Source organism: Streptomyces finlayi, from assembly GCF_014216315.1.
Taxonomy (GTDB): Bacteria; Actinomycetota; Actinomycetes; order Streptomycetales; family Streptomycetaceae; genus Streptomyces; species Streptomyces finlayi_A.
The window spans coordinates 1,668,633-1,691,126 of sequence record NZ_CP045702.1 but is presented as its reverse complement, the minus strand read 5'-3'; the positions used below and the strand labels follow the sequence as shown (position 1 = coordinate 1,691,126).

Here is a 22,494-nt window from a genome sequence, read left to right as displayed (position 1 = left end):
GGCGCGACCGAACATCTGCGCGCGAAGCAGGACGGCCAGCGGATCTGCTGGCGCTGTGAAGAAGAAGCACGTGCCGAGGACTGCTCGGGCTGCGGCAATCGCCGCAAGGTGAGCTCTCGGGACGACAATGGCCGCCCGATATGCACCGATTGCTGGAGGAGTGACCCAGCCAACCGCGAACCGTGCACGGGCTGCCGACGGCGGCGGAAAGTCAAAGCCCGCACGGCAGAGGGACCGTGGTGTGAGAGGTGTAGCCCGCGGAAGGACCAGGACTGCAGTGTCTGCGGGCAGCTCACCTGGTGCGCCACATCGCGCGCGACGGGCGAGCCGTGGTGCCGCAACTGCCGAGTCCGGCACATCCGGTGCACGTCCTGCGGGACGGTGTCGCCGCTCAAGGGAGGAACCCTCGTTGCCCCGCTGTGCGCCCAGTGCCTGAACCCGGATCCGGACTTCTGGGACCGCTGTCCTCTCTGCGAGACGACATGGCAGTTCGGCACCGAGCCCTGCCAGCGGTGCCTTGTCGACCTGAAGCTCGGAGAGCTGCTCGGCGATGGCACCGGTGTCGCGGAGGAACTCGAGCCGTTCCGGCGCGCGCTGGTGGCTGTGGAGCGCCCCGACCACGCCATGAGCTGGCTGACCAAGCCAAAGGTCCGCGCACTGTTGACGGCCCTGGGCAAGGACCCACGCCCGGTGACCCACGCGCTGCTCGACGAGCTGCCGGCAGGCAAGACCCTGAACTACCTGCGCGGCCTCCTGATGGCCACCGGCTCGCTCCCGGCCCGCGATCAGCGCCTCGCCAACCTGGAGCACTGGATCAACCAGAAAGTGGCCGGGCGTAAAGACCTCGCAGAGCGGCGGGTCCTGCACGGATACGCGATCTGGCACCACCTTCGCCGACTGCGTGAGCGCGTGCGCGGACAGCAGGTGACGGTCGACCAGGACCAGAACGTCCGCACCCACATCAATGCCGCCGTCCAGCTCCTCGACGACCTGGCGGGTCACGGCATGCCGCTGGGCGCGTGCACACAGAGCGAAGTGGACGACTTCATGGCCCACCGCGCCACCTACCCGACGCGTACAGCGCACTTCGTGCGCTGGGCCGTGGCTCACCGCCACGCCCACAACCTCACCGCTCCCGCCACCCGGTGGGCGGGCCCGAGCGGGCCGCATGATGAGGACCGGCGGTGGGAGGTTGCGCGCCGGCTCCTGCACGAGGACGACGCGCCGATCGCCGACCGGGTCGCCGGCCTGCTCCTGCTGCTCTACGCCCAGCACGTCAACACCATCCGCCATCTCACCGTCGACCATGTGCAGCGCGACGGCGACAAGCCGGAGATCCTTCTCGGGGACCGCCCGATCGTGCTGCCCGCGCCGCTCGATGCCCTAATGGAGGAACTGATCGCTAGTCGGCGCGGTCACACACTCGTGGATGCGCCAGGGCAGTGGCTCTTCCCCGGGCGGCTCCCCGGCCAGCCACTCAGCAATGACCAACTCGTGATCCGGCTAAGGGCGCTGGGCGTCAATCCGCGCCAGGACCGAGGCACCGCCCTGTTCACGCTGGCCTCTCAGGTCCCGGCAGCGATCCTGGTGCGCATGCTGGGCATCCACCGCTCGGTAGCCGTGCAGTGGCAGAACTCCAGCGGCGGGGACTGGGCGGCGTACGCGGCCGACGTCGCCACGCGACCGGTACGCACCCGCCCGGCGAACTGAACGGCGATCCTCAGCTGCCCGCACCGAGCGGGATCGTCGCGACGTGGTCCCATGTGATCGTCTTGGCCCCTGCGTCCGCGGTGACGTCCACGAGGTGAACGGCGTCCACCCTCATCGGGGCGTGTCCCGGGCGTACTCCGTTGCGGAGCTTCCTCTGGACCTGGTCGGAGTCGCATTCCTCGGCCGCGTATCCGAGCGTGAGGTGCGGGACCTTGGTGGGGTAGTCCGTCGCGTTGGGCCCGCGGACGGCCTGGATCGCGGCGCGGACGGTGGTGTGGAGTTCGTTGAGGGGCTCGTCGGGGTGGACGTCGGCGATCACTCCGGTCGCATACGACTCCAGCGATCCGATCATGATGTCGAACGGCTCGATTTCCGCGAGCTGCTTACCCAACTCCGCGACCAGAGCATCGCGTTCAGCCGTTGAAATGTCCGCTCCCACGCGGTCAGTGATCTGCTCGACGGTGATGTGCAGCCAGGGAAGCGCGACCGGTGTGATCGGGAAGTCCTTCAGCACGTCGTGCGCGCGCGTGTAGGTCCGCAATTGGAATGTCCCGTTCCGTTGCGGCGAGCTGGGGCTTTCCGGTTGTCTCATTTGAGGGCCACGGCCGATTGGTCTCACGATCTTGTCCCTTGAAAGCTGTGGCCACTGCTGTGACCGAGTTTTCCTACGCATCCCGAGTGTTGGGGCGCCGGGAGGCAGGTCACCTGACACGGTTCGTACGCTGCGCCGGCGACGTGCCGACCGCTTGGCCATCAGCAGTTGACGGGCGAGCGCGCTCTGGTCCGCCTCAGGTTGAAGTGCCGCATGGGCTCGATCGACTTGCTCGGGCGACCGGATCTTCGTGCGCCAGTCGTAACTTCGCCGCCCGGTGCTCTTTGTACCGGGCAGAACAGTGATCGTCCTGCTGTTCTGCCCGGTCCGGTGAGTGAAGTGGGAGTGGCTTGTGCGACGAGCTCTGGTGGGTGTGGCTCTTGCGGCCCTGGTGGGAGTGATGGTGCCGCCGGCAACGGCGGCGCCCGGGTCGGCGACCTACAAGGTGGGGTGCGGGAAAGCCAAGTTGCTGCGGATTTCCTTCACCAAGGCGGCCAGGAACACGAAGACCGTGATCATCCTCAACCCGAACAAGAAGGCGAGCTGCGTCTACGAGCTGCCCTCGGCAACGACGGGCGCCAGTACGAACCTCACCTCGCGTGCGGAGGGGGTCGTCGTGCAGGGCAACGGGGCCACGATCAAGCCGAGGACCAGATCGAAGTACGGTGCAACGATCCAGGTCACGGAAGGTTCGCTGACCCTGCGCGATGTCACAGTCGAGTCGAATGGTGACGCGTCCGTCCACGTGCGGGACATGCGCGACACGGAGAACGGGCAGGGAACGTTCGGAACGCTCATCCTCGCGGGCACGTCCGTACTGTCCGGACCCGGGCAGACCGGCGCGTCGGTAGACGGAACGATGGAAATGCGGGACCAGTCACGAGTGACCGGGTTCCCCAACGGAGGCGTCTCCAACACAGGCACGTTCACCATGTCCGGCAACAGCCGCGTCAGCGGGAACTCCAACGTGAGCGGGCCGTACGGCGGCGGCGGTGTCTTCAACCGCGGCACGATGACCATGAAGGAATCCGCCGCCGTCTCAGGCAATAGCGCCAAGAAAGACAGCGACGTTCGAGGCGGCCTCGGAGGTGGCATCTTCAACGATCGGGAGGGACACCTGACCGTGCAGGGCCATGCCACCGTCAGTGACAATCGCGCGGACCCCGCCGGGGAGGCAAACGGCCAGGGTGGCGGCATCTACAACATGGGGAACGCCACCGTCGCCCCTGGCAGCATCCGGCAGAACACGCCCACCCAGTGCGCAGGGCCCCAGCCCGTTACCGGCTGCACCGGCTGACCCTGCCTGAGGAACGGTGCGGCGGGCTTCCCCGGGTTCCCGCCGCACCGGCCCGAATTCTCGACTCCCAGCTCAGGTCCTGTTCGGCCTCCGAGGTCGCCTCGATGATCGAGGGCGTGCTGCGGCACCGCACCGGCATGGAAGTGGACCGGCAGCACCCCGACCACCCACGGCCTGATCCTGGAGGTATTCGCCGGACCCCTGCCCGGGGTGCGACCGAAACGCGAGCCAGTCTCAATGTCTGGCACTCTGAAACTTCGAATCCGAGCATCCCTTTCAGGCCCATTGCGTCCGCTTTTCGGTCACGCCATCCCTATGAGGGCCGTCGTTGGCCGCCACACATCACACTTTGAATGCGGGCGACTACTCGCCGTGCGCGCCGGTGTGAGTGGACTGAAGGAGTACGGAATGTCTGAGCTTGAGACCACGGCTGAAGAGCGTCTGGCCCGGGTGCGGGCGACCCTGTCGGGGACGTCGACGTCCCGCCGCGCCGCGCACCGGCAGAAGGGGAGCCGCGCGCAGAACCTGTTGGGCGGGGTGATGCTGCGGGCCGCGGAGCGTCAGGAAGCGGGCCGGGAGCTGACCGAGCTGGAAGGGCGATTGCTCGGTGTCCTGCGCGCCGCGGTGCCCCAGGAGGAGGTCGCCGCGTTCGGCCGGGCCTGGCGGGAGGCGACGGGGAAGAACACGGTGGACTGGCTGCCTGCCACGTTCACCGCACGCTCAGCCGATACGGGCTACGCCATGGCGGACCTGGTGGCGGACCTGGCGGCGGCGGGGCCCGAGATCCTGGCGCAGCCGAACGTGCACGTGGTGAACGTCGCGGACCTCACCGCCGAGGGCGGCAGCCTGGACTCCGAGGAGTTTTTGGCGGCGCTCGCCGAGTACGGGTCGGGAGCGACGGTAGTGACCGGGCCGGAGCTGCCCTCGGGCAAGGACGTCGCGCCACTTCGCGCGAATCTGGCACTGGACCTCTTCCACTGCATCCGCAGTACGGGCGACACCTTCTTTGGCCCAGATGACGAGATCTACTGGGTGGCCGCCTCCGGCGCCGACGACCACTCCACCAAAACCTACAGTTCACCCGAGTTCGGGTCGCTCGAAGACAACACATGGAAGTCCTTCGACGCCAACGCCACGATCTTCAGCGGCACGGTGCACCAGACTCTGATCACGGACATCGAGTGCTGGGAACGCGACGGCGGCGACATCTGGAAGGACCTGCGCGAGGGCCTGGCGGACGTGGCCGAGACGTGCGCGGAGGCGTGCGCGGACATTCAGGAACACGGGGAGAGCCAGGAGGCCAGCCTGGCGGCGGTCGTCGCGATCGTCAGCGCGCTGCTGGGCCTTCTGCTGGAGTTGTTCACGAACGACGACGACCTGATCCAGGACCGCAGCCTTGCCTTCACCCGCCCCGCCCTGACAGAACTCGCCCTTCGCCCGGACGCCCGGGACTACTGGAACTTCAGCGGCAGCAACGGCCACTACCGCCTCTACATCCGCTGCCACCTGCCCGAGACGGCCCTGGTGATGAAATCGATCGAGGAGGGCTGGCCAGGACTCGTAGGCACCTCCTTCACCGGGGGCATCGACGCCGCCGTGAAGAAGCCCGGCCACCCCAGCGACGTGTACCTGTTCAGGGGAGCCGAGTACCTCCGCTACGACGCCCACGGGGAGAAGATCGTCATCGGTCCGAAATCCCTCGCGACGGGCTGGCCCGGTCTTGCGGGCACCGCCTTCGCCCAGGGCATCGACGCCGCCACCCAAATCCCCGGCTACAGCGTCCAGCAACCTCAGCCCTCCCCGGACCTGTACCTCTTCCGGGGAAACCAATATGTGCGCTACGTCACCGCCACAGAGAAGATCACCGTCGGTCCGAAACCCATCGCGACGGGCTGGCCGGGTCTTGCGGACACCGCCTTCGCCGACAAGATCGACGCCGCCGCCCCCGTACCGGGTGGCGCTCCCCATCTGTACCTCTTCACCGGCGACCAGTACGTCCGCTACGACACCACCCAGGAAAAGATCGTCGCCGGTCCCAAGCCCATCGCCGAAGGCTGGCCCGGGCTGGCCGGCTCCGACTACGCCGGCGGGATCCATGCGGCCTGCTCCGTACCCGACGGCAGCAGTGAGCGGCCCTACCACTACACCGACATCTACCTGTTCCTGGGCCAGGACTACACCAGGTACTCCATCATCTGACAGAACAGCCGCACCCGTAACACCGCACACGCGCAGGCCGGCCGGAATACCTCAACCGGCCGGCCGCCCACCCGGCTGCTGCTCCCGTTCGGCCCGTCGTGGGGCCGCTCGCCCGGCCTTCCTGCGGCTACCGGCCGGGCCGGGGGAAGAACTCGTCGGCTGCCTTCAGGAAGCCGAGGAACCGGTCGGCCTCTTCCATGTCGCCGTCCAGGGCCTTGGCCGGCGACAGCCAGGCCGTGGGCCGGTCGGCGTTGAACGTCACGCCGAGCTGCATGAGCCTCGCGGCGGCTTGCCTACTGAGGGTTTCCCTCTTCCCCTCGTCGGCGAGCTGGTCGGCGTGGGTGAAGGCGATGGCCACATGGGGTGTGGCGGGGGTGCTGCCATCCGCAGTTTTCGTCCTCGCCAGCAGGCGGAACGCATCGGATGTCGCATCGGTCGGGCCGGTGGCGCCGTTGACGACCAGGATCGCCCAGGTCCTCGGCAGGGCGTCCTGGTCGAGGGCTGTGAGGTAGTCGTCGTACGTCGGGCAGTCGAACAGGGAGTACGTCTGCATAGGCAGGCTGTAGTCCAGCCGGGACATCGCGAACCCCATGCCCCCCTGCTCCCGCGGCGCGTGCGTGGGCGCGTCGTGGAGCTGGTCGAACGTCGTCATGCCGGCATTGAGGTCGGGGCGGCGGTCGCGCACGACACGGCTGATCGCCGCGGCCAGCGACGTCCTCCCGTGCCCCTGGGCACCCACGAGCGCGACGTCACGGTGATAGATCGGCATCAAGAACCTCCAGTGAGCGGGACGGTCACCCGACATGATCCTCCGGTCACCGTGTGTGGCGTCGGGGAATCATGAATCCGCTTCGAAAGACCACAAGTGATGAGAGGGTGCCAGCTACAGGCTGTAGCGAATGTGCATCCGGCTCTGGATTTGCGAGGTGAAGGTGCGGTCCTGGTCGGCGGAACCGGATCCTCGACAGCCGACCCGCTGTAGGGGAAGACCCGCGCGGCCCTCTGCTCGCGGCCGGCCGGCAGAGGGCCGCAGGGAATCAGGACGAGGCAGCACAGTGGTGCGCGATGGCCCGTCAACTGCTGGTGGCCAAATGGTCGGCCCGTGGTGGACGCTGTGTCCGAACGGCCTCGGGTGGTCTGCCGGCACTCGGCAAGCGCGAATGGGTGCGGATCCTCTGAAGTGATGGTCGGGATCAGCGCGGAGTTGGAGGACGGCATCGGCACCGTCGAGTCCCCAGCGGGCGACGAGAACCAGTTGCGCCACCGTGGAGGCCACCGCGACAGCGACCAGCCATCGGAGGTCCCCTCTCGTTGCCCTGCGCGGACCGCACGCGGAGTCTGGGGCTTGTCTCATGGACAACCACGCTGCCGGCACGCTTCCCCAGCGTCCACCACGCCACCAGCCAGTTCCAGGCCGGCGCCGCCGCCCGTACGACAAGAGCCCGGCCGCATCGCGGCCGGGCTCTGCCGGTGTTCCAGGTGCCAGGTGCTACGCCGGCGCGCCGGTCGTCAGCTCAGAGGGGGCTGACGTTTTCCGCCTGCGGGCCCTTCGGGCCCTGCGTGACCTCGAATTGGACCTTCTGACCTTCGGCCAGCTCGCGGTAGCCACTGGCGGCGATGGCCGAGTAGTGGACGAACACGTCCGAGCCCCCACCATCCTGCTCGATGAAGCCGAAGCCCTTCTCGGAGTTGAACCACTTCACAGTGCCAGTCGCCATCAGTTCGTATCCCTTGCCACCGCGCCACGGCGCGACCACGCCGCACCGGCCGCAACCAGCCTCACGCGGCTGCGGCCCCTGCACCCTGCCCAGCGGAGCCGGGCCTCGAACCGCCCACCCGTGTGGCGCACGCCACTTTGCTGGATCTTCCACGCAGCCCGCGAGCATCAACGCCTCTACCCCAGCCCTGACCAGCAGAACTAGGGCCTTCCCCCATGAAGGTGGGCACGCGGTTATTGGTCACGCGGCGAGCGTGAGTTTAGCGCTGTGGTGTCGTCGTTCGTAGGCGTCGGGGCTGAGGTGGCCGTTGGTGGAGTGTCGGCGGCGGGTGTTGTAGCGGGTCAGCCAGGCGAAGACGGTGCGGCGGCAGGCGGTGGCGTCGCCGTAGTCGTGGGCGCCTTGGAGGGTCTCGCGTTTCAGGGAGGCGTGGAAGCTTTCGCAGGCGGCGTTGTCGGCGCTGGTGCCGACCGCGCCCATCGACCGGGTGACCTTGAGCTGGTCGCAGAGGCTGGCGTAGGCCCTGGATCCGTATTGGGCCCCGTGGTCGGAGTGGAACACCGCCCCGTCCAGGGAGCCGCGGGTGCGGGCGGCCATCCGCAAGGCGTCGGCGACCAGGTCCGTGCGCATGTGATCGGCGATGGACCAGCCGACGATCTTGCGGCTGAAGCAGTCCAGCACCGTCGCGAGATAGAGGAACTTCCCTCCCTGGAGCGGGAGATACGTGATGTCTCCCATGAGCTTGCGCCCGGGCTCGGTGGCGGTGAAGTCCCGGCCGAACAGGTCCGCGACCTGCCCGGATGCCGGGTCGGGGACGGTCGTGCGGACGCGTCTGCGCAGGCGGATACCCGTGATGGAGAACGTCCGCATGATCCGGGCGACCCGCTTCTCGTTGACCCGGTGCCCCTTCTCGCGGAGCTCAGCCGTCACCCGCGGGGAGCCATAGGCGCCGCCCGACTCACCGTGGACCCGGCGGATCTGTTCGGCCAGGACTCGGTCCTGATGCTTCCGGCTGGCCCGGGCCTCGGCGCCGGCGAGCCACTTGTAGTAGCTGGAGCGGTTCACGTCCAGGACCTGGCACAGCCGCTTCACCTCGTAGGTGGCCCGGTGGTCGTCAACGAACTGGAAGCGGCTGATCACCAGTTCGTCTCTCCGGCGAAATACTTGGCCGCCTTGCGGAGGATGTCCCGCTCGGTGGCGAGCTTGCGCTCGCTGGCCTCGAGTTCCGCCACCCGGGCCTCCAGCCGCCGGACCCGCTCGTCCGGATCAGCGGGCGACACCGCCGCAAGGCGGCCGGCGGCCGGCTTCGCCCCCGCGGCGGTGACGCCACGGCGTTCGCGGTCCCGCAGCACCCACTCGCGCAGCGTCGCCCGGTTGATGCCCAGGTCAGCGGCGATGCTCTTGTAGATCGCCCCAGGTGTGGACTCGTACAGGGCCACCGCATCGGCCTTGAACTCGTCCGAATAGTCCTTCATCGCCATCGGCCGTCTTCTCGCTTCCTCCGGATCAAGCAGATCCAGTATCAGCGTGTCCACCACTCAGGGGGGAGGCCCCTACAACCTCACTGCTTGATCCCGACCATCACTTCAGAGGATCCGCACCCAGCGCGAATAGCGGAATGGACGAACCATGGCAAAGCTCCAAGCATTCCGAGAGTTCCAATATCTGACGCTGCCGTTACACGGCACGGCCTCGTCTGATCCGCTCAACAGCGAGTTGCGCAACAAGGTGGTCCCACGCCGCGCCTCGCTCCTCGTCGACCGCGTACACCTCCTCGACGTGGCGTGGACTTTCGACGAGGGCCTCGACGGGTGGCGGATGACGTGGGAGCCGGTAGCGGAGATCCTCTTGGGTCGCTGAGCTCTCTGGCTCCGCACCGCTGCGGTAGCCGCTCGCGCGGCACGGTTCGGCGAAGTGGCGGCCGTGCTGGGCTCAGGAGCTGTGATTCGGCTTCTCCGTGGCGTACCAGAACGGATCGAGGCGTCCGGAGTCCTTGTGATCGCGACCGAAATCGATCAAGTGAAATGGGGTCCCGCGGGTCTGGAAGACGTCGTGCGAGAGCGATTTGTGCTGTTGCCGGATGTGGAAGGAGACCACGTGGAACGCGCCGGTACACCAGCGATTCCACTCCTCGGCGGTGCAGTTCTCCAGCCGTGCGACATCGGTCAGCCGCAGTCGGCCGCCCCGGGTTCTGGCGCCGGCCGGGCGAAGGGACTGCAACAGCCCCCTCTCGTTGACGCTCTGCGTCGGGTTCTCTCCCCGCCCGAGCAAGTCCAGGACGTCCGGCAAGCACACCCTGTCGAAGGCTTGGACCCTGTTGCGCCAGGCGATCTCGTGCAAGGCCAGCCCCAGGGCCACGCTGATCATGTGGGCGTCGAGGGCAGGCTCGTTGCGTGGACTGAACACGGTCTCGAAGAGCCAGCCTTCATGCATCAGCGCCCGAATCAGCAGATGGCGAGACCAGGCCATCGCCTCATCGAACGGCGCCAGCGCGCGCACTGTGTGCCCGATCGACCAGGCGACCTGCTCCGTGGCCTCGTCGGCGGTGTCCTCGAAGTTCTCGGCGATACTGCGGTCCTCGTCGAGCGGAAGCGGGGCGAATACGCCCAACCGTCCAACGCCCAGGGGATCGAGATCCAGAGGGCCGTTCGGGCCGTGGTGCAGCAGGAAGAGCTTGCGCACCATGCCTGCGTCGAGCAGCGCAGCGCGGAATGCGCGCCCGTTGGGGCAGACGAGGAAGGCCAAGTCATCGCGTGCGACCAGCGTCAGCCCAGTGGTCGCATGACACTCGGGACAGGCGAGGGTGGTCGTGAATTCCTCCCTGCCGGTCACATCCCGGTCATGTACACGGATTTCTCCTGGGACTTCAAGAGTGACCCGACCTGCGCCGGTAAGGCCCTGTTCGTTGGTGAGTCCGTGTCGCACCACTTGAACCCGCACCTCGCTCACTGTGTCGCGCACCCACCGGATCCGGGTTGTCAGGATGGGGCAGGCCCATTTCACCAGAGATGGTCTTGCCTGCGCCTTCGTTCTGCCGAACCCGGCTGGTTCGGCACCGCTACCCCGGGCCGGCCGACCTGTTGCCGTGCTGTACGTGCGTACCAACCCTGTCGGCCCGGCGTCGGGGTGAAGCGGCGGCGCGAGCCGGGTAGCGTGCCGTCAAGTGGCCAACACGCAAGGAGCCACCGAGGCCAGGCACGGCTGCCGTAAGCCTGACATCCGCCTCGGGGCGCCGTGTTCTTCGGAGCAGGATGAAGGAGGGGGACGCATGCCTGATTGGTTCGGTATGAAGGCGCGACAGGCCACGAAGGAGGAGCGGTTCAGCGAGCGGGCGCTGGCGTGGTCTGCGCTGTGGGACGTCGCCACTCGCACGCCGTTCCTCCGGCAGGTCGATGCGAGCGATCCGGACTCCTTGTTCCACGTCGCGGAGGTCTTGGTCGACAGCGGCCCGATCATCAACTCCCTTGATGCGCTGGGACATGGCCTTGTCGATCCGAACGCGCCGTTCGTCGCCCCGCTGATAGAGGCAGCGCGAGAGGTGAGGGTGCTCGCGGAGATGCGCCCAGCCTGGATCCGGCACTGCGACAAGCACTCTCCTGTGCCCACGGAACTATCCCGCAACACCGACATGCGTTACATCAATGGCACGGCCATGCGGACATGGTCCCGAGCCGAAGAGGCCAAGGCCGCTACCGAGCGTGCCGAGCAAGCGCTGCGCCGGCTGTACCCCGCCCTCGTGGAGTTCTACGGCTACGACGTCACCGCCGGGCGGGGAGTGGCTTGATGCGTTACGTCGAAGCCCCCGAGGAGTTCACCGGTGCCGGCTCCTGCCTGTTTCTCGCCGGGGGCATCTCTGACTGCCCCGACTGGCAGAAGACCGTGACAGCCGCGCTCGATGACCTCGATGTCACGCTGCTCAACCCGCGGCGCAGTAACTTCCCGCTGCACGACCCGGACGCGGAAGCGGCCCAAGTCGGTTGGGAGTACCGGCATTTGCGCCGAGCCCATCTTGTCGTGTTCTGGTTTCCGGAGTCGCCCACCAGCCACCAGCCGATCGCTCTGTACGAACTGGGGGTGCTCGTCGGTGAGGGCGGCGCTCTCGTCGTCGGGACGGATCCTGGCTATGTACGCCGCACGAATGTGGTGACGCAGCTCGCACTCGCTCGCCCGGCGCTTCAAGTCCACACCACGCTGGCGGACACGATCGAAGCGAGCCGCGCAGCCATAGGGGCCTCACGATGATCGTGGTCTGGGCCCTGCTCGGGGTTTTCGTCGCCATGTTCATCGCGGCCGTCGTACGCGGAGCCGTACGGGCGGCCCGGGTCTCGATCAGGCAGGACCTGGTATCGCTGGGCGAAATGCAGCAACTCGCTGGAGCGTTGGCGCAGATGACGACCACTGCCTATGCCTTCGCGGCGCCGCTCCTTAAGGAGCGGGAGTCCTGGATAGGCTGGCTATGGTGGCGTACCCGGATGGGACCGGACGGCAAGGTCGAGCGGGGCATGGGCTGGGCCCTCACGTACCGGCGCGCGCGGAAGGCCGCTGGAGCCCCTCTTAGCTGGCGACTGTTTAGCGGAGCCGAGGTCGTTGTTCTCCCCAGGGACGCGCGGCTGCCAGCTGCGGAGGACCCGAACGTCGCACGTCCGCAAGAGCGTTGAACCCCAGGTTGCGCGGGAGCGCACCCAACGAGCCGAGTGCAGCGGGTAGGGCGCGGTCCTGGATCTCAGGTGTGTACGTCACCGGGCCATGGCGCGGATGATCTCTGTATCACCGTTGTATGTCACCGCATCTTCGTCGTCATCGGGCGGTTCGAACCGAGCGAAGAAGTCATTGAGAGCCTGGGGCGACACGATCAAAGCATTGGCGTCCTGGCGTTCATTGCGTGCGGCGAGCCGGCGCAGAAGTTCCTCTTTGGACGCAGGAAGGTAGACCAGGAGCGGACGTCCGCCGGCGGCCCGGACCGTCTTCTTCCACTCGTCACGATCGGAACGCAGCCACAAGCCGTGGTCGAGGACGACGGGGTGGCCGGCGCGCAGGTGCTCCGCGAGCTGCGTGCGTACGGTTTCCACGGCGGGGGCCTCGCGCTCGAAGTAGGTGTTTTCGGGGTAGTCGACGCCGTAGCGGCCGTGGAGGCGGTGGACCTCCTCGTCCACGCTGAGTCGAACCAGGCCGCGGACGGCCAGGGCCTGGGCGAGGCTCGTCTTGCCGGAGCCGGTGATCCCGATGAGCAGGACGGCGGTCGGCGCGCTCACGATGTTGTGCTCCCTGGTGCTGCTCGTGCTGGGGCTATTTCTTGGCGACCACGTACACGCTGCCCCACTGCCGCTTCGGATTAGCCATCGCGGCGTCGAAGTCCCACGGTTCTACACTCCGGAATCCGGCCTCGGTGAATAGCTGTATCAGCTTCTCTTCGTCGTAAGCCCACAGGTGAGGCGTGTAGTTGAGGGTGTCGTCCTGGTCGCGGAAGGTGTAGTTGATCAGATCGAGGAAGGTGTTGATGTCGCCGAGGCAGTCCCGCTTCGAGTACCACCGTTCCACCATCTCGGTGGCCAGCTCGGGGTTGGCGGGGTAATGCCTCAGGAGGAACGCGGCGTCGGGTGCGCCCGTGACCAGCTGTCCGCCGTCGGCTAGCACGCGGTGCGCTTCGCAGGCGTAGTGCTTGACGGAGCGGGGGTAGTCGATGTGCTCCAGGAAGTGCTCGGAGAACATGAGCTGCACGCTGGCATCGTGCAGGGGGATGCCTTCACGGATGTCCCACAGGAGGTCGGCGGGCGGGACGGCGTCGATGTTGAAGAAGCCGTCGATCCGGTGGGCGCCGCCGCCGATCTGCACCTTATCTGGCGTCGTGTCGATGCGGCCGTTCGGCCAGGCCCTGCTGCTGGCCTGGTGGTAGCGGCTGATCTCGATCTCCTTGGCTGTGGCCCGCAGGGTGCGGGCGAGCCCGTGGCCCGTCGCAGGTTCCTGCAGGAGGGCAGCGATCTGCTCGCGGAGGAGGTCGAGCGAGGGTGCGGCGGGGTGCACGGTCATGTCGTCTCCTGGCGGGGCCGGATCAGTTCGGTGAGGGTTCGGGGACTGACCATTTGTTGTTGCGCATCAGCGTGTACTTGATGTCCACGAGCCGGGGCGCGATGGTCAGGTCCAACTTCTCGACGGGGTGCACTCGGCCGGCCTCGTCCCGGACGGCCCGGTAGATGCTGTACTCCAGGTCGGGGTATGCCGGGTTGATGCCGACTTCCCCCTTGGGCATCGTGCCGTTGAAGGGCGCGATGATGTCCATGTGGTTCCAGTAGTTCCACGCCTGGAGCGCCTTGTGCTGGTCGAAGTAGAAGTAGAAATCGGGGTAGCGGCCGAAGGTCCGCAGCTCGCGGTGGATGAGGTGGCCGAGCAGCGGTCCCATCTGGGTGGCGAGGCTGTCGAACTCCCAGCGGGTGTGGCGCCAGGCTTCCGGTATCTGGCCGGGGGTGAAGAGGCGCGCGGCGACGAGGTAGCTGATCCGGTCGCGTAGGTAGGCGCGGGCGTGCAAGGGGTCCACGGTGGTGTCGACGCTGGCCAGGAGCTTGTCGAACTTGCCGGGGGCAGGGCGGAACTTGGCGAGGTCGAACCTGCCTGCCATGTCGGGGAACGTGGCGAACAGCATCTCTTTGTAGAGCCAATTGTTGAACTCGCCGCGCTCGGCAAGCTGCTGGGTGTGGTCACTGGTGGAGTGGAGCATCAGGTACTCGGCCAGGGCCTCGAAGTACAGGTATCCGAGGATCGGCAGGCGCGGGATCGTCTCGTCCAGCAGTTCAAGGAAGGACGGGGCGGCGACGTCCACGCCTTCGTAGACGATGGCTGCCGCGAGGGCGAGGAAGGCGGTGCTGTTCTTGATGCGGCTGACGATCGTCTCGCGCAGTGCGGACCGCTCGGCGTTGGACAGCAGATATTCGAGGTCGCTGTAGATGCTGAGGTGGATCGCGCCCAGGCGCAAGTAGTCCACGCCCGCCAGGCCGCGGTACGCACGACGGGGCCGGGTGATCTCGAAGATCAGCGGGGTCGGCGTACGGCCTTCGCCGCCCTTGGCCACGAACGCCGGGGCTTCCTTGTTCAGGACGTACTCGGCGAGGTTGTGCATCCGGAACCCGCTGCCGTGCACAGTCAGCGGTGCGCAGTAAATGCTCCCGACCAGGCACCCGCCCGACGGGTACAGGAAGCCGTTCTGGCTGATCTCTTCCAGGGCGTGGGTGACGTGCAGCAGGTGCATCGGCCCATCCCCGTTGAGGGTGTCGAAGAGGGCGTTTGTCCGCAGGAGCGCGCCGTGGGGGGTCTCGTCAGCCAGCCGGCGCTCCCACCGAGCAGACTGCTCGGCGAGGGGCCCCGCCTGGTCGCGGGTGTCGGGTAACAGCGGCGTGTCGTAGAAGGCGTGGGCATCGGCCCACAGGTGGTACGAGTCGTGGGTGTCCATCAGGTGATTGACCCCCGCTGCTCCAGAGCTTTGAGTACGGCGTCCGCGCTGTCGATGCCCGCGAGGTGAGCGGCTTCGGAGGACACTACGAGTTCGAACGCCGTGGGACGCAAGGCAGCGAACCCGGCTGCCCGTACGCGGGAGGGATCCGGCCACCAGGAGAGTTTCGGGAGGCGGTAACGGTCCAGGGCGTCGGCGGCCTTGAGCAGGTCGGTGATGTGCCGGGCTCGTGCATAGTCGGTGAGGTCGTCCGGGGCGAAGACGTCGTAGGGCACGTCGTGCAGCCGGACGGCCGTCGCGACCGAGACGATGCGCTGCGGGGTGGGCGCCATGTGGAAGTGCGCCCAGACCATGTCGGCGTTGCCGGTCAGCCAGATCGCGGCGCGTGCCCCGTGCCCGCGGTCGTCCTTGTCGTGGACTCGGCGGCAGTCGTGGACGGCTGCGGCCATCACGAGCGTCGCCGTGTCGTGCTCGGTGAGATCGTCGGCGTCTGCGAGAAGTGCGGCCAGGGTGGCGGTGCGCATGGCGTGGCGAACGCCGTGCAGCGAGTCTGCAAGCTGGGAGTTCGCCATCCAGGCGGTGGGGATGGCCGAGCGGTAGACCAGCCGCTGGGAGGTGGCCCGGAGCGCCGGAGTCACCGTGTCGGGGAAGTCAGGCCGGTTGGCCTCGATCCATCGCACGGTGGCGTGGTCGGTGAACTGGTGGTGCGGAAGCTGCTTGCGGGCAGCCAGCTCGACCAAGCTGTCGGCCGGCGGGGTGGTACTCATCGGGCCTACCCCCTCGGTGGGTCGGAACGGCGGATACCGATCAGGTCTGCGGTTCGATCTCCTCGAACGACAGTTGATCCTTGCGGGCCTGCTCGGCAGACTCGAATGCTGCGGTGAAGTCGGCCAGCTCCTGCTCGGTCATCAGTGTCACGCCCAGGTCCTGGGCTGCGGTGGTGATGCGGGCTGCGGCCTCCTCGCGGGCCGTGTCGCTGGCGTCGTCGTCCAGCAGCACTTCGAACTCGGCGTGGTGGCCCCACGCCTCGCTCCACTTCACGGCGATCTCTACGCCTCGGAAGCGGTAGTTGTGCCGCTGGTTGTCCGCCTGGTGCATGTGTGGCTCGAAGCCGAGGGCGTTGAAGAGGGCCACAGCCGCGGGGACGTCCTCGCGGGCGATGGGGAACTCTGTCTCCGGGAAGGCCGCGCCCTGGCCGATCTTGCTGTGCTTGAGGGTGATCTTGGCCGTGCCGGCGGCGGTGTTGTCCGTGACCTTGAGTAGCTTGTCGGGCAGGACATAGAAGTAGATGTGCTTGTCGTCGCGGCCCAGGTCAGTGGCTTGGCCGTCCAGGCGGGCGGTGAGCCGGTCGTGGGTCTCTTTGTCGTACCGGGCACGCATCTCGATCTCAATGGGCAACGGCTTGGTCCCTTCTTCGGGCATGGGTGGTCTGTCCGAACCCGCTCAGGCGGGGGCCTGGCTGGTCCGGTTGGTGGGCTGTATGCAGTTGTGGCCGACGGCGGTGCGGTCAGCGTGCGGACGCGAGCCGCACCGCCGTATCAGGGCGCGTGTGTGTCAGCCGAGGTCACCGAAGCGGCTGCGCACGACGCCTTCGTGCAGGTAGTTCGGCAGGTCAACGCCTCCGACGGAGGTGCGCTGCGTGGCCACCTGCTCCTCGGTCTCGGCGGGGAAGCCTTCGAGGAGCTGGAGGGTCTGCTTCACCCACTCGCGGGACTTCTCCCAGTCGTCGGCATCGCGGTGTCGGACGGCCAGCGCGTAGGCCGTCTCCGCCGCGGCCCATCGGTCGGTCGCCAGCTCCTGCTGGAAAACCGACTCCAGTTCCTGAACGGACGCGACACGTGTCTGGTTGGTCATGGTGCCCTTTCGATTAACGGTGTGCCCCAGTGGTGCTCAACGCTTCGGCGCCCTCGTAGTGACGTTGTCCGCCTCAGCAAGCGAAGATCTCGGCGAGCGTGCGGTAGTCGTGTAGCTCGTCCTTGTCGAACCACAGCTCCACCTCCTGCTTGGCCTCCTCCTTGTTGCCGCTGGCGTGCACGAGGTTCGCCACGGCCTTGCCGGAGGCCACGCTGGCCGCCTTGCCGTAGTGCGAGAAGTCGCCCCGGATCGTCCCGGCCGGAGCCTCGTTCGGGTAGGTGCTGCCGACGAGCTTGCGCACCGTGGCGATCGCGTCGAAGCCTTCGAGCACCAGGGCGATGACCGGCCCCTGCTGCATGAACGCGGAGGTGAAGTCGTAGACCTCCTTGCCCAGGCGCTCTTCGAGGTCGAAGTAGTGGCGCCGGGTGAACTCGGCGTCCATCTGCTTCATCTTCACCCCCACGATCTTCAGCGCTGCTTCCTCGAAGCGGGTGATGACCTTCCCGCCGAAGCCACGAACGAGGGCGTCGGGCTTGAGCAGCACAAGCGTGCGCTCCACTGTCTGGTCCTGATCCTGGGGCATGGTTCCCTTTCATCTGCCACGCGGGTGATATGACGGTCGCTCAGCACGTCAGTGACTGAGGTTACCTGCGCCGGATCAGCCCATAGAGCCCGGCAGTTGGGCTACAGACGGCGGTGTTGGCTCACCCTCCTGATACGGACATTCGATAGCCGAAAAGTGATGCCCATCGGGCGCCGGACGGGCGTCTTCGGAGTGAAATCGGACGTCCTCCCGTTCTTGGGCTACTCAGGGCGGTTCGTGCCCGACGTGGGGCGGGCACGAACCGCCCTGCCGCCTGGGGTGGCCGTAGCGTGACCGCACCTGGGCGGCGACTTTTGGCCTCTTTCGGACGAGACTTCGATCCTCCAACTCGCGTAACCCCCAGGGGTCTGAACTAGCATGCTTGGATGACCGCATCGTTCGTACATCTGTGCGAGAAGGTGGTGTCTGTCTGGGGCGGCACGGCTTAGAGTCAACCGGTGTTCGCTTCCCGCCGCCATGAAGCGGCAGTGCAACTCCCGTGCAGTCGTAGCGCATTGACCATGCACGTCGCCGATCGGATACGTGAGGGCCGCGATGGAAGTAGTGGACGTCTGGACCGGCCAGCTCGCCTGCACACTCCAATCCGCCCTCCGTATGACCAACGAGTCCTTCGCCAACCGCTTGGGTATCTCGCCACGGACCGTCGCCACCTGGCACTCCGACTCCGACGTCATCCCCCGCCCAGAGATGCAACAACTGCTCGACTCCGTGCACGAGGACGCACCAGCCGCTGTCCGTAAACGATTCGCATCGATGACGGCGGCAATGGGCCAAGCGGACACCGCAGCCACCGTCCCCAAGGCCCAGGCCCTGCGCGTCGCCATCGCTGTCGTCGTCCGTGGCGACGACGTTCTGCTGGTCTGCCGCCGTGGCGATGACGCGTCCGGGATCTCTTGGCAGTTCCCCGCGGGCGTCATCAAGCCTGGCGTCCGGCCTGAGACCACGACCATCCGCGAGACGCTGGACGAGACCGGTGTGCACTGCGCCATCCGCCAGAGCCTCGGCGAGCGGCTCCACCCGGTGACCGGCGTGCACTGCCTGTACTTCCTGTGCGAATACCTCGCTGGGGACGCGACGAACAGCGATGCCGTGGAGAACGTGGACGTGACGTGGGTAGCCAAAAGCACGATGACCCGCTTCATACCCGCCGACAACATTTACCCGCCAATCCTGGAAGTACTGGAGGAAGACATATGACCGAGCAGACGGCTGCGGAGCGGTCGGGCATCTCTGCCGCGATCGTGGTCCACGAGAACCGTGTCCTGATGGTGCGGCGCAGGGTCTCCGAGGGCCAGTTGTCCTGGCAGTTCCCCGCCGGCGAGATCGAAGACGGGGAAACTTCCGAGGAGGCGGCCGTACGCGAGACGCAGGAAGAGGTCGGCCTGGCCGTGACCGCGGTCAAGGCTCTTGGCGAACGGGTTCACCCCAAGAGTGGAAGGAACATGTCCTATACCGCCTGCGCGGTCACCTCCGGCACCGCTTACGTGGCCGACAAGGACGAGCTGGCCGAGCTGAAATGGGCTGCGCTTGCCGACATCCCGGAACTCGTTCCGTACGGCCTCTTCGAGCCGGTACAAGCCCATCTCGACAGCGTGCTGAGCTAGCTGCCGGCGAGCCCGCCGGTGAGGGGCAGCTCTTCGAACATGTGCTGAGCAGGTGCGCCTCGACGCGCGCCACAACCCGGTGCCGCGCAGGTCGACCACCAAGAGGTCTGCGCATCACGGTCACCGAAGGCATCGGCGAGCCGCTGCCGAGGGACGGTCATGCTGACGGCCCGATGGTCGTTGAGGTGTCGTTTTCGGCTGACTGGCGGCTATAGACGGACACATGGTGCGTACTGGTCGCGGTAAACGGAGAGCCCTTCCAGTCGCTGGTCCGCCCGTCCAGGCGCAGCCCAGCAAGCTGCGCCATCAGGTCCAGTTCGGCCGGATAGGCATAGCGCATGACGTTCGGCAGAAGGCGACAGCCATCTGGGCCGACGCGTACCTCCTGGGCCCGGACGATCTGGTGCACGGGGTCGTGGACGTAGGCGGACCATTTCAGGTGTTCCTCGCTCATTTCGCGGACGATCATCTGCTGGCGTTCGGAGGCCATGCCCGAGGTGTGCGGGACTGCTGCTTCGACGACGAATCGGCCCTGGGGGGAGAGGTGCCTGGCCGCGCTGCGGAAGCAGCTGACCTGGTCCTCTTGTTTGGTCAGCAGGAAGAACGTGCTCGCTATGACGTAGACGAGTGGGTAGTGCGTGCCGAGGTCGAACCGCGCCATGTCGCCGACCCGCGCCTGGACAGGCGAGCGCCCCTCGGGCGTCTGCTTTTGGTGCTCTTCGAGACGGCTGATCATCTTCTGGGAGGCGTCAAGGCCGAAGACGGGCGTCCCCCATTCGGCAAGCGGGAAAGCGACGCGGCCGGCCCCGACGCCCAGCTCCAGGGCCGCGCCGTCTCCGGCGAGGTCGGAGAGAACGGCGGCGGCGGCACTCGGGTCCTGGTTGCGGGTCTCCTCGTCGTAGTGCGGCGCCCACTGGTCCCAGCGGGCGGCTTGCTGGTGCAGGTCCTTCATGATCTCCCCTGTAGTTCTCGGTTGATTTTTGGCGTGGTGTGCGGACCGTGTCGGGGCGGTCTTGGTCAGGGAGTAGGGGCGAGGCGCAGGGCGCGAATCGGCGTGAGGGCGAGGCGTAGCGGCGGCAGGAGGAGTAGGCACGCGCCGATGGCCAGGGTGGTGCGCAGGCCCAGGGTGGTGCCGGCGTAGCCCGCGAGGAGGGCTGCGAAGGGGCGGAGCCCGAACGCGGTCCATTGACCGGTTGCTTGCATGCGGCCTTGCATGTCGGGCGCGCAGGCGCGTTGGCGCACGGTGCGCTGGGTCAGGCCGTGGGTGACCGCGCCGAAGAGCTGAGCGAAGAGACCGCAGCCGATGGCGAGTTGTCCGGCGGAGCCCGGGTGGGCCAGCAGGAGCGGCAGTTGGCTGGCCGGTGCCAGGGTCAGTGCGCTGATCATGACGGGGCCCGCTCCGTAGCGAGCGGTGAGGCGGGGTGTGGTGAGCGAGGCGAGGAACCCGCCGCTCGCCCCGATGCTCATGACGAGGGCGAACACCTGGGGTGACCAGTGGAGTTCGCGGATCAGGAACACAATCCAGATTGCGCTGGTGCCGGCCAGGACGGTGGAGGTAATCGCGTTGGTGGTCACGAGTGGCCCGATGATGGGGTGGCGCCAGGTGTAGGCGAGACCGGCCCGGATCTCCCGCCGCAGTGACGGTGTTTCTGCGGGTGGGGGCGGGGCGGCCTCGGGGGTGCGGATGCGCAGGGTGCACCAGGCGGTGACGAGGTAGGAGACGGAGTCCGCGGCGACCGCGCGGGCGGCGCCGATCACGCCGATCAGTGCTCCGGCGAGGGCCGGGCCTCCGATGTCGGCCAGCGTGTTGGCGCCGGCCAGTTTGGCGTGGGCTTCTAGGAGCCGGTCCGCCGGCAGAAGCTGGGGGATGTAGGACAGGCTCGCCGACATGCCAACCACATGGCAGGAGCCGACCACGAAGGCCGCCACGCACAGCTGGGCGAGGGTTAGCCTGTCGCAGGCGGCTGCCAGGGGGATGGATCCCATCACCACTGCGCAGACCAGGCTGGTGGCGACCATCAGGGGGCGCTTGCGGAGGCGGTCGCACCAGGCTCCGGCTGGCAGGGAAAACAGCAGGGACGGCGTCTTCTGTACGGCGGCGAGGATGGCGGCTTGCCAGGTCGTGGCGTGGAGCGTGATGACCGCAACCAGCGGGATGGCCACCGAGCTGAGCGAGGAGCCGAGCACATCGCTGGCTTGGCCCGTCCAGTAGAGGCGGAAGTCGCGGTGCCGCCACAGGCTCGTACGCGGGGATGGTTTCATGCACCTGCGCTTCCCGAGTCGGACGACGGTGTCGTGCGGCGGGCGTAGGGGGTGAAGTGCGCCGGGGGATTGTCGATGGGCAGGTCGGGGCGCCAGGCGGCGAGGATCTGGGCGCTGCACTCGAACAGTCCGTCGGGCAGCTCGTCGAGCGGCCACCAGGCCCAGTCGCCGATGCTCTCGCTCGGCTGGGTGGCGGGTTCGCCCTGCCAGGCGGTGACGAGGGCGCCCACGGTGACGCGCACGACGTCGCCGACGTGATCGACGATGGTGCCCAGGAGGGTGACGTCCTCGGGACGCGCGGAGATGCCGGTCTCTTCGGCCAGCTCGCGCACGACTGTCTGCTCCAGGGGTTCGCCGACCTCAACGGATCCGCCCGGCAGCTCAAGAGTGCCGCGTTGGTGGAGGCCCAGGAGCAGACCACGGTCGCTGAGGACGATGGCGCCCACGCCGATCGCCGCGTGCGGGACAGGCGGGCGCTGAGAGCGGGGGCGGCTGGTGATCTGCGTCGGGAGGACGGCTCTGCGCCGGGCCTGGATGAGCTGGCAGATCACGGGGTTGTCCGGCTCGGGCGCACGGAGCTGGCTGATGGCCTCCACCGTGAATCCGTAGTCCGTCAGGAGGTCCTCCCATACCTGCGCGGTCAGCACCCAGGTCTGCAGCGGTAGCGGCTCCATTCCCTTGAGACCGACCGTCTCCTCACGCGGGGCAACGGCGGCGGAGGGACCGTGGCCGTGCCAGTTGGTGTGCAGCGCGGAGAAGACGAGGGGGGCGCTGGGGAGTAGTCCGTCGCGCAGCGCGGGCAGCGCGATGTGCGGGTCGATTCCGGCGAGCGTGCAGATGCCGTACGCCGCTTCGTACGGTTGAGCCTGCTGAAGGTGCTCGACCACGTCCGCGTGCAGGAACCGGACGCCGGGTACGTCGCCGAAGTGATCGGTGGCGCGTTGATGTTGGGTCGGTGAGAGTTCGACCGCATCGACGAGTGCGCCGTGGGTCTGAGCGAGGTGGACGGCGTAGTGGCCAGCTCCGGATCCGATATCCAGGACTCGCTTTCCGGCCAGTGGGCCGAGCACGTCGTCGCCGGGGCCGACACCGTCCCAGAAGCCCCAGCGCAACTGTTCAGGCAGGGGCGGCATGTAGGACCGGTCGAGCTGAAACTGCCCGTAGGCAGCCCAGGTCTCGGGGTTGGGGGACACCTCGACGGACATCAGAACTCCAA

Annotated in this window: 24 protein-coding genes; 9 read left to right on the top strand and 15 right to left on the bottom strand. The window is 67.4% G+C overall.

All coding sequences use genetic code 11. From position 1 onward, the window contains the following. The first annotated feature begins 381 nt into the window (after positions 1 to 381). The gene (locus F0344_RS35575; protein WP_258049745.1) at positions 382 to 1,710 is read left to right on the top strand and encodes a hypothetical protein; all 1,329 of its coding nucleotides are present in this window, start codon (positions 382 to 384) and stop codon (positions 1,708 to 1,710) included. A 10-nt stretch (positions 1,711 to 1,720) separates the two neighbouring features. Here the strand turns inward: F0344_RS35575 and F0344_RS07565 are convergent, their stop codons facing one another. After that, complete coding sequence (locus F0344_RS07565; RefSeq protein WP_185298045.1) at positions 1,721 to 2,251, bottom strand: 2'-5' RNA ligase family protein; 531 nt, start codon at positions 2,249 to 2,251, stop codon at positions 1,721 to 1,723. A gap of 418 nt (positions 2,252 to 2,669) precedes the next feature. Here F0344_RS07565 and F0344_RS07560 point away from each other — a divergent pair, with 418 nt between their 5' ends. Both F0344_RS07560 and F0344_RS07555 read left to right on the top strand, forming a co-directional pair. Next, positions 2,670 to 3,599: a hypothetical protein gene (locus F0344_RS07560; RefSeq protein ID WP_185298044.1), complete on the top strand. Its 930-nt coding sequence runs from the start codon at positions 2,670 to 2,672 to the stop codon at positions 3,597 to 3,599. 408 nt (positions 3,600 to 4,007) lie between these two features. Continuing rightward, positions 4,008 to 5,798 (top strand): hemopexin repeat-containing protein, encoded by a 1,791-nt coding sequence (locus tag F0344_RS07555; RefSeq protein WP_185298043.1) that lies wholly within the window; start codon positions 4,008 to 4,010, stop codon positions 5,796 to 5,798. Positions 5,799 to 5,925: 127 nt separating this feature from the next. On the opposite strand, the gene F0344_RS07550 is transcribed toward F0344_RS07555, so the two are convergent. From F0344_RS07550 to F0344_RS07540, 3 genes are all read right to left on the bottom strand, one after another. Further along, entirely contained in the window at positions 5,926 to 6,567 is a 642-nt protein-coding gene (locus F0344_RS07550) for a hypothetical protein (RefSeq protein WP_185298042.1), read from the bottom strand. A gap of 745 nt (positions 6,568 to 7,312) precedes the next feature. Continuing rightward, entirely contained in the window at positions 7,313 to 7,516 is a 204-nt protein-coding gene (locus F0344_RS07545; protein WP_185298041.1) for a cold-shock protein, read from the bottom strand. Positions 7,517 to 7,756: 240 nt separating this feature from the next. Further along, positions 7,757 to 8,994, bottom strand: a protein-coding gene (locus F0344_RS07540; RefSeq protein WP_374940070.1) for an IS3 family transposase whose coding sequence is annotated in 2 segments (ribosomal slippage) — positions 7,757 to 8,664 and positions 8,664 to 8,994 — 1,239 coding nt in all. Because the reading frame shifts where the segments join, the coding sequence is not laid out codon by codon here. Positions 8,995 to 9,142: 148 nt separating this feature from the next. Here F0344_RS07540 and F0344_RS07535 point away from each other — a divergent pair. Continuing rightward, complete coding sequence (locus F0344_RS07535; RefSeq protein ID WP_185298040.1) at positions 9,143 to 9,373, top strand: hypothetical protein; 231 nt, start codon at positions 9,143 to 9,145, stop codon at positions 9,371 to 9,373. Between the two features lie 72 nt (positions 9,374 to 9,445). Here F0344_RS07535 and F0344_RS07530 read toward each other — a convergent pair whose 3' ends face one another. Continuing rightward, entirely contained in the window at positions 9,446 to 10,474 is a 1,029-nt protein-coding gene (locus F0344_RS07530; protein ID WP_185298039.1) for a hypothetical protein, read from the bottom strand. 307 nt (positions 10,475 to 10,781) lie between these two features. Here F0344_RS07530 and F0344_RS07525 point away from each other — a divergent pair, with 307 nt between their 5' ends. The 3 genes from F0344_RS07525 to F0344_RS07515 are packed head-to-tail and all read left to right on the top strand — an operon-like array spanning position 10,782 to position 12,171. Continuing rightward, positions 10,782 to 11,297 (top strand): hypothetical protein, encoded by a 516-nt coding sequence (locus F0344_RS07525; RefSeq protein WP_185298038.1) that lies wholly within the window; start codon positions 10,782 to 10,784, stop codon positions 11,295 to 11,297. Beyond that, a complete protein-coding gene (locus F0344_RS07520; protein WP_185298037.1) occupies positions 11,297 to 11,755 on the top strand; it encodes a nucleoside 2-deoxyribosyltransferase domain-containing protein in 459 nt (152 codons plus the stop codon). The genes F0344_RS07525 and F0344_RS07520 overlap by 1 nt, the downstream gene beginning before the upstream one ends. Then, positions 11,752 to 12,171, top strand: a complete 420-nt coding sequence (locus tag F0344_RS07515; RefSeq protein WP_185298036.1) for a hypothetical protein — start codon at positions 11,752 to 11,754, stop codon at positions 12,169 to 12,171. The genes F0344_RS07520 and F0344_RS07515 overlap by 4 nt, the downstream gene beginning before the upstream one ends. A 78-nt stretch (positions 12,172 to 12,249) precedes the next feature. Here F0344_RS07515 and F0344_RS07510 read toward each other — a convergent pair whose 3' ends face one another. The 7 genes from F0344_RS07510 to F0344_RS07480 form a co-directional block, all read right to left on the bottom strand. After that, the gene (locus F0344_RS07510; protein WP_185298035.1) at positions 12,250 to 12,765 is read right to left on the bottom strand and encodes an AAA family ATPase; all 516 of its coding nucleotides are present in this window, start codon (positions 12,763 to 12,765) and stop codon (positions 12,250 to 12,252) included. Positions 12,766 to 12,799: 34 nt separating this feature from the next. Beyond that, positions 12,800 to 13,540, bottom strand: a complete 741-nt coding sequence (locus tag F0344_RS07505; RefSeq protein WP_185298034.1) for a class I SAM-dependent methyltransferase — start codon at positions 13,538 to 13,540, stop codon at positions 12,800 to 12,802. Between the two features lie 22 nt (positions 13,541 to 13,562). Next, positions 13,563 to 14,954, bottom strand: a complete 1,392-nt coding sequence (locus tag F0344_RS07500; RefSeq protein ID WP_185298033.1) for a hypothetical protein — start codon at positions 14,952 to 14,954, stop codon at positions 13,563 to 13,565. Further along, positions 14,954 to 15,721: a hypothetical protein gene (locus F0344_RS07495; protein ID WP_185298032.1), complete on the bottom strand. Its 768-nt coding sequence runs from the start codon at positions 15,719 to 15,721 to the stop codon at positions 14,954 to 14,956. Before F0344_RS07495 ends, F0344_RS07500 begins: the two co-directional genes overlap by 1 nt. 40 nt (positions 15,722 to 15,761) lie before the next feature. Beyond that, positions 15,762 to 16,352 carry a CYTH domain-containing protein gene (locus F0344_RS07490; protein WP_185302559.1) on the bottom strand — a complete coding sequence of 197 codons (591 nt, stop codon included), beginning with the start codon at positions 16,350 to 16,352 and terminating at the stop codon, positions 15,762 to 15,764. A 156-nt stretch (positions 16,353 to 16,508) separates the two neighbouring features. Further along, on the bottom strand, positions 16,509 to 16,808 hold the full coding sequence (locus tag F0344_RS07485; protein ID WP_185298031.1) for a hypothetical protein: 300 nt from the start codon (positions 16,806 to 16,808) through the stop codon (positions 16,509 to 16,511). A 73-nt stretch (positions 16,809 to 16,881) separates the two neighbouring features. Continuing rightward, the gene (locus tag F0344_RS07480; protein ID WP_185298030.1) at positions 16,882 to 17,391 is read right to left on the bottom strand and encodes a nucleoside-diphosphate kinase; all 510 of its coding nucleotides are present in this window, start codon (positions 17,389 to 17,391) and stop codon (positions 16,882 to 16,884) included. A 555-nt stretch (positions 17,392 to 17,946) separates the two neighbouring features. Here F0344_RS07480 and F0344_RS07475 point away from each other — a divergent pair. Together F0344_RS07475 and F0344_RS07470 are read left to right on the top strand one after the other, a co-directional pair. Next, entirely contained in the window at positions 17,947 to 18,609 is a 663-nt protein-coding gene (locus tag F0344_RS07475; RefSeq protein ID WP_185298029.1) for an NUDIX hydrolase, read from the top strand. Further along, positions 18,606 to 19,016 (top strand): NUDIX hydrolase, encoded by a 411-nt coding sequence (locus tag F0344_RS07470; protein WP_185298028.1) that lies wholly within the window; start codon positions 18,606 to 18,608, stop codon positions 19,014 to 19,016. Before F0344_RS07475 ends, F0344_RS07470 begins: the two co-directional genes overlap by 4 nt. Before the next feature lie 157 nt (positions 19,017 to 19,173). Here the strand turns inward: F0344_RS07470 and F0344_RS07465 are convergent, their stop codons facing one another. The 3 genes from F0344_RS07465 to F0344_RS07455 all read right to left on the bottom strand — a co-directional run bounded on the left by F0344_RS07465 (position 19,174) and on the right by F0344_RS07455 (position 22,483). Beyond that, complete coding sequence (locus F0344_RS07465) at positions 19,174 to 19,968, bottom strand: class I SAM-dependent DNA methyltransferase (protein ID WP_185298027.1); 795 nt, start codon at positions 19,966 to 19,968, stop codon at positions 19,174 to 19,176. A 65-nt stretch (positions 19,969 to 20,033) separates the two neighbouring features. Continuing rightward, a complete protein-coding gene (locus F0344_RS07460) occupies positions 20,034 to 21,278 on the bottom strand; it encodes an MFS transporter (protein WP_185298026.1) in 1,245 nt (414 codons plus the stop codon). Beyond that, on the bottom strand, positions 21,275 to 22,483 hold the full coding sequence (locus F0344_RS07455; protein WP_185298025.1) for a bifunctional class I SAM-dependent methyltransferase/NUDIX hydrolase: 1,209 nt from the start codon (positions 22,481 to 22,483) through the stop codon (positions 21,275 to 21,277). Before F0344_RS07455 ends, F0344_RS07460 begins: the two co-directional genes overlap by 4 nt. Between the last annotated feature and the right edge of the window lie 11 nt (positions 22,484 to 22,494).